This is a genomic window from Streptosporangiales bacterium (genome assembly GCA_009379955.1).
In the GTDB taxonomy this organism is placed as follows: Bacteria; Actinomycetota; Actinomycetes; order Streptosporangiales; family WHST01; genus WHST01.
Map to the genome: position 1 here is coordinate 1 of WHST01000171.1, position 11631 is coordinate 11631.

7 protein-coding genes are annotated in these 11631 nt (G+C 67.8%); 1 reads left to right on the forward strand and 6 read right to left on the reverse strand.

Going from position 1 to position 11631, the window contains the following annotated elements; all coding sequences use genetic code 11:
* Positions 1-453: 453 nt before the first annotated feature.
* The 6 genes from GEV10_30250 to GEV10_30275 are packed head-to-tail and all read right to left on the reverse strand — an operon-like array spanning position 454 to position 10203.
* Positions 454-1344, reverse strand: a complete 891-nt coding sequence (locus GEV10_30250; protein ID MQA82692.1) for a hypothetical protein — start codon at positions 1342-1344, stop codon at positions 454-456.
* Between the two features lie 38 nt (positions 1345-1382).
* Entirely contained in the window at positions 1383-3353 is a 1971-nt protein-coding gene (locus GEV10_30255; protein ID MQA82693.1) for a hypothetical protein, read from the reverse strand.
* Positions 3354-3372: 19 nt separating this feature from the next.
* Positions 3373-5943, reverse strand: a complete 2571-nt coding sequence (locus GEV10_30260) for a hypothetical protein (GenBank protein ID MQA82694.1) — start codon at positions 5941-5943, stop codon at positions 3373-3375.
* Complete coding sequence (locus tag GEV10_30265; GenBank protein MQA82695.1) at positions 5886-8024, reverse strand: hypothetical protein; 2139 nt, start codon at positions 8022-8024, stop codon at positions 5886-5888. The genes GEV10_30260 and GEV10_30265 overlap by 58 nt, the downstream gene beginning before the upstream one ends.
* Before the next feature lie 23 nt (positions 8025-8047).
* Positions 8048-9391: an AMP-binding protein gene (locus tag GEV10_30270; GenBank protein ID MQA82696.1), complete on the reverse strand. Its 1344-nt coding sequence runs from the start codon at positions 9389-9391 to the stop codon at positions 8048-8050.
* Entirely contained in the window at positions 9388-10203 is an 816-nt protein-coding gene (locus GEV10_30275; protein ID MQA82697.1) for a GntR family transcriptional regulator, read from the reverse strand. Before GEV10_30275 ends, GEV10_30270 begins: the two co-directional genes overlap by 4 nt.
* A 103-nt stretch (positions 10204-10306) precedes the next feature.
* On the opposite strand from GEV10_30275, the gene GEV10_30280 reads away from it, so the two are divergent.
* Entirely contained in the window at positions 10307-11497 is a 1191-nt protein-coding gene (locus tag GEV10_30280; protein ID MQA82698.1) for a thiolase family protein, read from the forward strand.
* Positions 11498-11631 lie beyond the last annotated feature (134 nt).

Below are 11631 nucleotides of genomic sequence, written 5' to 3' on the forward strand. Positions count from 1 at the left end.
CCCGCCGCACCGGGCTCACCACCGCCCACCAACAGCGAGTTGCCACCCGCCGCGAGCTACGACAGGATCAGTCATGAACCCCCGCCAGTGGTTGGGTATTACGCCCCCGAACTGGTGCATTTGGTCAGACGCGCCTCGGTGTCCCCGTCGAGAGCGTGGATCGTGGTGCACGGCACCCCGAGCCGCTCGGTGTGCTCCTGGACGACCGGCATCACCACATCCTCGACGCCGTCGGGCAGCGCGCCGCTGCCGTTGACCACGTCCGCGGCCGCACTGGTGACCGTGACCTGCCACGCTCCGAACGCGGTGCGGTGTAGTCAGCGTCGATCGCGCCGTCTCCGCCGTCCCGTGAGCCCATGACGCCAAGGCTAGGTCGAGGCACCGACAGACAGCCGATAATGGATCATCTGTTAGTGGAATTGCTGCCGCAGTGGATTGCTGTCGGTTGTTGAGCTAGCCGCTGTCGGTTTGCTGTCGCTGCAGGGTTACGAACTCACGGACGGTCTCTGGTGGGCAGTCGTACGCCAGGGCGCCGAGGGTCGTGAGGTAGGCGGGGTGGTCGGTCCATGAATCATGGAGTCTTGCAGCGAGGTCCTTGAGGTCCTTGTGGGTCCGGTCGAACGTCGAGGGGCGGATGCCGACCGCGACCATCGGTGCGTCCGGCGGCAAGTCGGTCGGTGACACGGATTCTCCGTCGACAACGAGGATGTCCGACCAGGTGGTGAACTCGTCTAGGGCACCGGGGTCGCCGGGCCGTCCGGGGTAGAGCGCGGTCAGCATTCCGTAGTGTCTGGCGAGTGACGAGATCCGCGCGTACGCCGAGGACAGTTCGTCTTCGGCGTACGGTGTCCGTTCTGTCAGCCGGGGGTCGACGAGGGTGAGGATCTGGATGTCGTCGGCGAACGCCGCGATCGTCTGCAGTATCGAAGCGACGGGGGTATGCGGCTGCGCCGCGCCGTCGGCTCGGGTTTGCGTGAGGGTGAGCGGGCCTGGTACTGCGACCTGCAGGAGAAGGTTCCCCGGCCCATTGCTCAGGTGCGCGGCCGCGTCGCGGATCGTATGGAAGCGGGTAGCGGGGGAGAGGTGCTGGCCGGACGGGTCGTCGAGTGTGAAGGGGCAGTCGGTTGGCCACGCCGCCGGTGGTGGTGGCTGTTCGGGAACGGTCGCCGCCAGGTCGTATCCGACGCTCAGCCCGTCGAGGTCGTAGAGATCGCACGTGCCGAGGAGGGACATGGCGAGCGTGTTCGCGTCCCTGTACAGGTCGTCGGGCAGGCCGCCCATGATCCGGGCAGCATGCGAGCCGACGAAGGGCAGGAACGGTAGCGAACCGGTCCGAGCCGTCACGTTCCTGCCCAGCATCTAGTGAGACCGCCGCATCGCGTTCACCCCGCGAGCTTGAGAATGCATGCGCCGGTGCTGTCGACGCTGAGTACGGCCGACGGTGTGACGACGATCGACGTGAATTCAGTCTCCACCACCGCGGGCCCGTCGATCCGAGTACCCGGCTTGAGCGCCGACTCCGCGTAGATGTCGGTGTCGACGCGTTCGCCGTCGAACGACACCTCCCTGCGGCCTTTGCGCGAGGTCCGTGACGGCTTCTTCGCCGGCAGCGAGGTGCCCGACCACCTGGTTTCGAGCACCGGCACGTGTGCATCCGCGATCAGTGTGATCGGGCCCGTACTCCCGCGGGCGGCATTGACGGCGTCGTCGGCCCGCTCGGCCCTCAGCAGATGTCTGGAAAGCGTGCGGCCGTCCTCGTCCTCGGTCTCCAGCCAGTACCTGACGGCTTGACTCGACGAGGGGAACCCTTCGCTGACGAGCTCGTCGAGCACGGCCCGCTCTGCCTCCTCCAGCAGCTCGGTCACCGTGGTGACCAAGTCGTCGGCCAACCCGTTGGGCAACGGGACCCGGCGGCTGTGGCTCGCGTCGCTCGACGCGCATCCGAACGCGGATAGTGTGCTCGCGAACGGCAGTACAACCACCCGCGGGATCCTCAGCCTCGCGGCGACGGCTGCGCAGTGGGTAGGACCGGCGCCGCCGTAGCTGAGCATGGTCACTTCGCCTGGGTCTTGTCCGCGCTCGTCGAGGACCCGGCGGACGGCGCCGACAAGATGGTCGGTGGCTTCCCTGCCGATCCGTACCGCCGCCTCGTCCGCGTCCATGCCGAGCTTACTGCCGACGCCGGCGAGGAGGGTGTCCCGAGCTCGTTCGACGTCGAGGTGCAGCCGGCCGCCGCTGAACCCATCGGGACTGAAGATGCCGAGCAGCAGGTCCGCGTCGGTGACGGTCGGTTCGCGACCGCCGAGCCCGAAGCACGCCGGACCTGGGCGGGCACCCGCGCTCCGGGGGCCGACGCGCAGGACACCGTCCTCGACGTGCGCCACCGAGCTCCCGCCGATGGCGGCGGCACGGATGTCCATGACCGGAACGGTGACGGCGAAGCCGTCGGTGCTGAACCGCTTGCCCATGAGACGGCGAGCCGGTTCGACTACCGAGATGTCGGTGCTCGTGCCGCCTATGTCGACACACAGGACCCGGTCCCAGCCGTAGCCGTCCGCGACCTTCGACGCGGCGAGCGCGCCGTACGCCGGCCCGGACTGCAGGGTGTCGATCGCCAGGGCGCTGGCGACCCGGGTCACGTCACCGCCGCCCGTGGCGACCAGCAGCGGGCGCCTCATGTGCCGCCCACGCAGCTCGCGCTCGAGTGGGTAGAGGAAGCGCGCGAGCGGTCGGCCGATGTGCGCGGTGACTACTGCTGCGACGGTGCGTGCGGTGTCGTCCGCGGCATCGGACACGTCGGTCGCCGCGAACACCGGGATCCAGCCGAACGAGTGCTCGGCACAGTTAGCGGCCGCTTCCGCAGCGACCTCCCGCTCCAGCTCCGGCGACGTCGATCCGTCCCTGAGCGCGACGACGAGGCTGCGCGCGCCGCGGTCGTTCAACTCCTCCGCCGCCTCACGCACTGCTGCTTTGCCGACCAGCTGCCCGTTCTCCCAACAGCTCTCCGGGAGCTCCACCACCATGTCGCCGGCGAGCAGACCGGTGGGGATGGCGGCGACGAGGTCGGCGGAAATGCCGGGTGACACGATGACGCCGACACGGGGGCCGGACTCTTCCAAGAGGGTGTTCGTGCCGTGTGTCGTCGAGTAGCACATCAGCTCGGCGTCCCTGATCAGCTCGTCGAGCGGGATGCCGGCTCGGTCGGCGAGTTCCTGTAACACCTTGCGGAAGCACTCGCCCAGGTCGTACGGCGTCGTCAGTGACTTTGCCCAGCGGTAGGCTCCCGTCGAGTCGATCAGGAAGCCGTCGGTGAACGTGCCGCCGGTGTCGATGCCTATACGGTATGCGCACATCCTGTCGCCTCCAGACTCGTTACACGGCTGCGGTCTTGCGGGTACGTCTCGAGCTGGGCCCGGTGGTCTGACCCGCCTGCTCGAGCTGCTTCATCTCGTCTAGGTCGAGCTCGATGTCATGGACAACGGGATAGCCCGGCGGCTGGTAGGTCACGTCAATCATCACGCCGCAGTGCGGGCAGTAGAACTCGCGCACGGTGCACCAGTCGGCGTCTGCGGCGTAGCCCCATTTCGGTGGGTAGACCTCCTCGGGCGTCCGTTCGCGGATCAGGCAGAACTCCTTGTAGTTCGCCCGTGCGTCGCCCAACGAAGCGCCGCACGACCTGCAGAACCAGGTCTCGGCGTCCAGGTCGAGGGCGAGGTACTCGGTGATGGCACGGAGTTCGTCGATGTTCTCTGCACGCCTCGGCTGGGTATGGCTTGATGGCCGGCTCGCCCCGTTCGGGGACTCGCTCGCCGCCCGCTCGTTCGGCCATGGCCCGAAGCCGCCGAGGATCTCCTCCGCCGGCCGCCGGTCGCGCCGCGCGGCCTCGAAGTCGTCGAACGTCATCCCGGAGCGGATGCGTTCCTCGCGTGCTTCCTGGCGGCGCTGTCGGGTCGCTTTCTCGTCGACGATGAGCGTGTCGGGGTCGTACTCCACCCGGTAAATCTCCCTCGCGGTCCAATGCGACGTGATGCCCGCGCGAAGGTCCTGCATTACCAGGGCTGGGTCGCGTTCGAGGCAGTCGCCGTACCCACCGCCTGCGCTCGAGTTGGTCATCGGCCACACGCAGATGTCGCCGTTCTTGGCGATGACCGGCGCGAACGACGGTGCCACGGGCGTTACCGTCCCGGTGAGCCGGCCGTCGTCGACCGCCTTCAGCAGGTCGTCCATGTCGTAGAATGGGAGGTCACCACCGTGCTCGCCGTCCTGGACGAGCTGCTCGAAGTTGGTGTCCTGGATGAGGAACGGCTTGACGCACGCGGCCGCGTAGCCACCGAAGAGCCCGAACGACGGGTGGAACCGGTCACTCATCCCCGCGGAGCCGAGCAGGATCCCCTCGGGCGCGTTCCGCACGACCCACGCCTCCAGCTTCGACACGCCGCCGCGGTACTTCCCGCAGCCGCCGCTGTCGATCATGTTGTTGCGGATGAGAGCGACCAACGGAGCCTCGTACTCCCAGCTCTCGACGTCGGCGCAGCTGGACGACGGCGCCCAGCCCTGGCCACCGGTGTCGACACCATCGGAGTCGCAACGGGCGCCGGTGCCGCACCCCATCAGGTTCAGGTCCATGCTCCCGAAGGGCTTCCCGAACTGGTTGACGCCGCCGAAGTACGGTGCCGCGGACGACGCGGCCCAGCTGGCGTTGAGATCGAGCCGGTGCGGCGAGTCGTACATCATCTTCCCGGTCGCGAGCCTGACGAACTCGCCGACGGCCTCGGCGAGGAGGACGCAGTGGTTGATCGCGGCGAAGCTGTCGGCGCTCATGATCGAGGTACCCACCTCGGGGAGACGGAGGTGCACGAAGTCCCAGATCCCGTCGTTCCAGACGACGTCCCACAGCAGGTTCGGGCACAGGCCGGACTGGATGCCGCCGAGCGTGGCGGTCGGTGGCATGTTGTACGGCCCTGGATGCCGTGGGGAGGAGTCGTTGAAGTCGAGCGTCATCTCGCCGTCCTTGACGGTGACGTCGAGGCTGACCTTCCAGAGCTGCCTGTCGCCGGCGCCGTATCCGTCGTAGAAGTGTCGCTGGCGGTACGTGCCGGGGTTGATCGCGAGGATCTTCTCCCTACCGTGTTGGGCGGTCTCGTAGATCATGCGCCGGTTCGCCTTCTTGACGAAGTCGACGCCGAAGTCGGCGATGATCTCGTGGATCCTTCGTTCCCCGCGGTGGGTTCCGGCGAGGCGCGCGCGGAGGTCGAGCAGCAGGTGGTCCGGTGCCTCGGAGTGGTCGGTGAGCCAGTTCTCGATGTCCGTCTTCAGCAGGTTGTTCTCGACGATCTTGACGATGGGTACGCGCAGGCCCTCGTCGAACTTGGTCTTGGCCCGCGCCGGCATACCGCCGGGGTCGACGGCGCCGATCGGCGCCGTGTGGGTGAGACACCCGATCCAGGCGACGATCTCGCCGTCGTGGAAGATCGGTTTGAGCATCGCTTGGTCGGGATTGTGGGTGCCGCCGTAGAACGGGTTGTTGTTGAAGAACTGGTCGCCGGGGTGGACGCCGACGCTGGGGTCGTCCTTGTAGTGCTTGTTGATGTATTTCACCGCGATGCCGAGGGACGCGACGTGGAGGAAGATTCCCGTCGACGACAGCACCGTCTCACCTTCCGCGGTGTAGACGCCGTACATCACCTCGCCGCAGTCTCTGATGATCGTCGAACAGGCGAGCTTTTCCATGGCCTGCTTGCCCTCGTCCGCGAGGTGGTAGAGCCGGTGCTGGTAGAGCTCGTAGTCCACTGGATCCAGCGCGAGGAAGTCGTCGATCTCCTCCTGGGCGAAGCTCCTCGGCGCGTATGCGTTGGCGATCTCGAAGTCGATGCCTCTGGCCATGCTCACTCGCCTGCTTTCACAAGATAGGCAGTCCCGTCCTCGTCGAAGGTCGCGGACCATCCCGGCGGGACCAGGTAGGTCGTGTCTTTCGCTTCGATCACGGCTGGTCCCTCGACCAGCGCGATGGAGGGCAGCTCCTCGATCCGGTAGATGGCGGTGTCGGTAGGGCCCGTGCGGTCGAAGACGACTCTGCGTCGCTCGGTCACTTTGGCCTGCTGGTCGGACACGTCGGTTGCCGACCGCTCCGCGGCGACGTCGACCAGGCGGCCGACGGCCGTGAGGATGACGCCTTCTACGACGATCCCGCCTGACTCGTACTTCGCCGCCTCGCCGAACTCCTGGACGAACGATGTGGTGAAGGCGTCCTTGACGGTCGCCGCAGAGGTGGCGTCGACACGGCTCACCGGCACCCGGGTGCGGTGCTCCCAGAGCATCGGGCCGTACTTCATCTCGAACTCGAACTCCAGCTCGACGCGATTGTCCGGCACGCCCTCCGCCGCCAGGTCGGACCTCGCCTTGGCCGCCAGGCCTTCGCACACCGCGTTGATGGCGTCGAAGTTCTCCGCGTACCCGCCGTCGGGGTCCCAGAGCTCGAAGTGGACCGCTTGCCAGTACTTGTGTCTGATGGCACTGGTCGCGGCGCCGTAGGCGGAGAAGACCGAGGGCCGGTTCGGTACGACGACGCCGCGCGGTTTGAGCCGATCGGCGAACCCGCAGACGTGGCTGGGTCCAGCGCCGCCGTAAGAGTAGAGCACGAAGTCCCGCGGGTCGCGGCCGGTGAGGACGACCTCCTTCTCCACGAGGTCCGACATCTTCACGTCGAGCAGCCGCACGATCGCCAGAGCGGCCTCTTCCACCGTCATGCCGAGCGGCTTGGCGATCTCCGTCTCGATCGCCCGTTCCGCAAGTTCCGGGTACAGCCGTACCGAACCACCGAGGAAGTAGGTTGGGTTGATCCGGCCGAGCACGACGTCGGCGTCGGTTACCGTCGGCTGCTCACCGCCGAGGCCGTAGCACGCCGGGCCGGGCATCGCGCCGGCGCTCTCCGGGCCTACGTCGAGGCGCCCCGTGATGCTGTCGATCTTCGCGATCGTCCCACCGCCGGCACCGATAGAGTTGATGCGTACCCGCGGTGTCTGGATCCTGAGCCGTTCGATGTCCGGCTCGAAGTCCGTGCGCAGTGTGCCGTCGACGAGCAGCGCGACATCGAAGCTCGTTCCGCCCACGTCCGTGAAGATCGCACTGTCGGTGCCGAACCGCTCGGTCAGGGCACTGTGGGTCAGCACACCGTTCGCGGCACCTGCCACCGGACCGGAGTGCAGGCAGCTGACCGCATCGGAGCGGGTGATCTTGGACGCACCGCCGTAGCTCTGCATGACGAGGAGCGGGCGTTCGGTCCGGTCGAGCAGATACTCCTGGAAGTTCTTAAGGGTGTCGCTCACCCCCGTCTGCAGGTACGCCGCCATCACCGTTGTGTTAAAGCGCGGGTACTCGCGGTACGCGGGCGAGACCTCCGAGGAGAGTACGACCGGCACCGCCCCGAGCCGGTGCGCGGGATACTTCTCCCTGACGATCTCCCTGATCCGTTCCTCGTGCGACTTGTTCCTGATCGACTGCAGCAGCGCGACCACGAAGATCTCGGCACCGCGGTCGACGAGGGTGTCGACGGCGCCGCGGACCTTGTCGTCGTGTAGCGGCAACTGGACGTTGCCGAAGCAGTCGACTCGCTCCTGCACGCCGACGACCATTTCCGGGTCCACCAGCGGGAGTGGCTTGACCTTCCTGCCCTGGCGCTTGAAGTCCTTCTCGGTGAGGCCGTCGACGGAGCCTTTCGCGCGCTGGATCCAGAGCGTGTCCTCGAAACCATGGGTCGTGATCAGGCCGACCCTGGCACCCCTCCGCTCGATCAGCGCGTTCGTCTCCTGCGTCGAGGAGTAGATAATCAGCTCGCAGTCGGCGAGGAACTCCTCCAGCGACTGGTCGAGATCGCCGGCGATGCTCTCGAGCGCGCGCGCGAACGCCGTCGCGAGGTCGTACTTCGTCGTCTGCACCTTCGCGGTGCGGACATCCCTGCCGTCCGCGCGCACCGCGACACAGTCGGTGAACGTTCCGCCGGCATCGATCCCTACGAGGTAGCCCATTGGTGACCTCCACCTAAGCTAAGCTAAGTAGTGCTGGGTACGCGGCGAACGAGCTGTGCTTTCATCTCCCAGCGGGGGAGGGAGTTGGGTGGCACCAGGCTGACGCTCGCACGCACGACCAACTTCTCGCGTATGGTCTGCTCTATCTCTCTGCCAAGTTGTTCGATGTCGCGCTCGTCGCTGCCGTACTCGATCTGGACCCGCAGCGGCGGTGCGACGCTGACGTCGTTGCCCGGCACCAGGATCTGCATGGCGCCGGTGGTTCTCGGTCGCAGCGACGACACGATGTCCTTCACCGCCGACGGCCACACGTTCACGCCCGCGACGATGAGCATGTCGTCGGTCCTACCGACGCAGGTGATCCGTGGGCTGGTGCGCCCGCAGGTACAGGGCGAGGGGTCGACAACGACGCGGTCCCTGACCCGGAAGCGGACGAGAGGCACGCACTCGCGACGCAGGTGAGTGACGACGAGCTCGCCCTCGTTGCCCGAAGACCAGTCCAGCCTCGCTTCGGTGATCGGGGCGACGAGCTCGGTGTACAGGAAGTCCTGCGCACAGAGATGCAGGCCGTCCTGCCGCGGGCAGGACGCCGCGTAGATCGGGAACAGGTCGGCGTTCCCGAGGCCGTCCGATACCGTCGCTTCGAACTCGTCCTCGAGGTGCGCCCGGACGGCGGGAATGCTGCCGCCAGGCTCGGCGCCGAGCAGGAGCTTCCGGAAGCCGAGTTCCGCCGGGTCGGTGTCCAGCCGTTCGCGGCAGTACTCGGCAAGGTAGGCGGCATAGGAGGGTGTGCACATGAGCGTGGTCGCGCGGAGGTCGCGGGCCGTCGTGACCAGCCTGTCGGTCGCTCCGGTGCCGATCGGGACGAACGTTGCCCCGATGTTCTCCGTGGCGTCCTTGAGCGGCAGACCACCCACGAAAAAGCCCAGGCCGAAGCCGTGGACAACGACGTCGGACGGGCGCATCCCCTCGCAGTAGAGCACCCGGCTGACGACCTCGACCCAGGACGCGTGATCGGCCGCCGTCACGCCGACGTAGCTCGGACGTCCGGTGGTACCGCTCGAGGAGTGCACGCGCACGACCTCGCTCATCTCGACCGCCGCGTGACGCCCAAGCGGCGGCGCGGCGAGCTGGCTGTCCCGCAGCTCTTCCTTGGTCGTGAACGGTGCGTCGAAGTCGGCCATCGACTCGACCGAGGCGGGGTCGAAACCCGCGGCCGCCCACTTCGCCGCATAGAACGGGGACCGACGCTGGACATACCGGAGCTGGGCCCGGAGCCGCTCGCACTGCACGGCCTCGAGCTCCTCCGCGGACATCGTCTCCACGGCGGCCGACCAGCATGGCCGGTCCTCTGCGCTCACGGTCATTGTTGGCTCTTCTCGTCGGTGCCGTACTCGTGCTCGATGAGGTAAGTACGCGTCGAGGTCTCCGCGCCGTCCGCGTCGCCGTTCTCGACCCGGTCGACGATGCCCCCGAGGAGCTCCTTGCACGTCTCCCGCCAGTTCGCGTTCTGGACCCGCGTGCCCAGGCTCGCCGCGACCGAGCCGCGCAGGCCGTCGAAGATGGCGACGAAGGCCGGGTTCCCCGACGCTTCGACGAGTGCGCCGTGCACCTGGACGATCGTCGCCACGGCCCGTGCAGGCGGGTCGTCGGCAGGCGCGAGATCCGTCCACGCCTGCCTGAGGTCGGTGCTGTCCTTCGCCTCGGCCGCCCGCCTGGCGGCCATCGGCTCGATCGCAACCCGCACGTCGCGAACGTGGTGCGGGCTGACGTCCAAGGGCGACAGCGCCGCGGCCTGGATGGTGTGGAACTCCTCGGCCGCCGGCGTCGCGACGAACCGCCCTCCGCCATAACCGCGACGGACCTGCAGATAGCCGGACAGCTCCAGCGCCTTGAGCGCCTCCCGCAGCAGGGGGCGCGAGACCTCGAGCTGCGTCGCCAGCTCGGCCTCGGACGGGAGGCGCTCACCAGGGCTAAGGTCGCCACGGACGATCGCGCCGCGCAGGCTGGCCACGATCTTCTCGAAGCTCCGCCCCGTGCCGATCGGCCCGAACACCGACCCGAACCGATCGCTGGTCACTCGACATCCTCTCCGCCCGAGCCGTCCAGGTCGGACGCCTCGGCGCCGTCGCCGACCGTACCGCGGCCTGACGTCTCTGGTTCGAGTAGCTGACACCATGCTTGCCGTCCTGTAATCTGACGTCAGACTTTAGTAGCGAACTAATACCGCCATCCCACGATCGCTGTCAACCCCTACCCGGGAACCGTCTTCCGGAGGTCCGATGCGGTACTCAGATGTGGCGATCCCCGCCGGTCTGGCGTGGTCGTCACCGTTCGTGCGCTGGCAAGGGTCGCTGGCCGAGGTCTCGAGTATCGACGTCGCCGAGGCGGTGACAAGCGCGGCCCTGAGGGACCGCGATCTTGACCCCCGGGAGCTGGCCGGTCTCGTCCTCGGCTGGACGGTGCCTCAGCCCGAGATCTTCTACGGCGCTCCCACACTGGCTGCCCGTATCGGCGCCGCCACGACGTCCGGGCCGATGATCAGCCAGGCATGCGCGACGTCGGTGGCATGTGTGCATGCGGCCGCGAGCAGCGTGGCGGCCGGTGGCGGTACCCAGCTCGTCGTCACCACCGACCGGACCAGCAACGGGCCCCATCTCGTCTACCCATCGCGGAACCAGCCCGGCGGCGCACCGCGGACGGAGCACTGGGTACTCGACAGCTTCGAACGAGACCCGTGGGCCGGCACATCGATGCTCTCCGGCGCCGACCTCGTCGCCAAGGAAGCCGGCGTGACCCGTGCCGACCTCGACCAGCTTGCCGTTCTGCGCTGGCAGCAGTACACGTCCGCGCTGGCCGACGACCGGGCGTTCCAACGCCGGTACATGGTGCCGGTGCGGATCCCGCGACGACGGGCAGACCCACTGGTCGTGGAGGCCGACGAGGGTGTGCGTCCCGTCGCGCCGGAGAAGGTGGCAAGCCTCGCTGCGGTGGCAACCGCCGGCCTGCACACCTTTGCGACTCAGACCCATCCGGCGGACGGCTGCGCGGGCGCCGTTGTGGCCTCGGTCGCGGTCGCGAGAGAGCTATCCGCGGGGCAGGGCGTCGCCCGGGTGCTGGCCTCCGGGTTCGCACGGGTCGCGAAGTCGCACATGCCACAGGCCCTGGTGCCGGCCGCACACGACGCTCTCGCCGCGGCCGCCCTGGACGTCGCGTCACTCGACGCGGTGACGACGCACAACCCGTTCGCGATTAACGACCTCTACTTCGCGCAGGCGACCGGTACACCGCTCGAGCGCATGAACGCACACGGTTGCAGCCTGATCTTCGGGCACCCGCAGGCACCGACCGGCCTGCGCTCGATCGTCGAGCTCATCGAAGAGCTGCGCGCACGGGGAGGCGGCCGTGGCCTGTTCACCGGTTGCGCGGCCGGCGACGTAGGCGCGGCCCTGGTCGTCGAGGTGAACGACTAGTGTCGCCCGCCGGAAATTCGTAGGTTAAGTCGGTATGGTGGTGGCATGCCGAGAACTGGGCGTCCGAAGGCGGAGTTGGTGTTGACCGGTGCCGAGCGGGAGCAACTGATCGGCTGGTCTCGGCGGGCGAAGTC

Excerpts from the sequence above, each read along its gene's own strand:
- GEV10_30255 (MQA82693.1), bottom strand. The coding sequence starts at position 3,353 with ATGTGCGCATACCGTATAGGCATCGACACCGGCGGCACGTTCACCGAC.
- GEV10_30260 (MQA82694.1), bottom strand. The coding sequence starts at position 5,943 with ATGGTCCGCGACCTTCGACGAGGACGGGACTGCCTATCTTGTGAAAGC.
- GEV10_30265 (MQA82695.1), bottom strand. The coding sequence starts at position 8,024 with ATGGGCTACCTCGTAGGGATCGATGCCGGCGGAACGTTCACCGACTGT.
- GEV10_30270 (MQA82696.1), bottom strand. The coding sequence starts at position 9,391 with ATGACCGTGAGCGCAGAGGACCGGCCATGCTGGTCGGCCGCCGTGGAG.
- GEV10_30275 (MQA82697.1), bottom strand. The coding sequence starts at position 10,203 with ATGGTGTCAGCTACTCGAACCAGAGACGTCAGGCCGCGGTACGGTCGG.
- GEV10_30280 (MQA82698.1), top strand. The coding sequence starts at position 10,307 with ATGCGGTACTCAGATGTGGCGATCCCCGCCGGTCTGGCGTGGTCGTCA.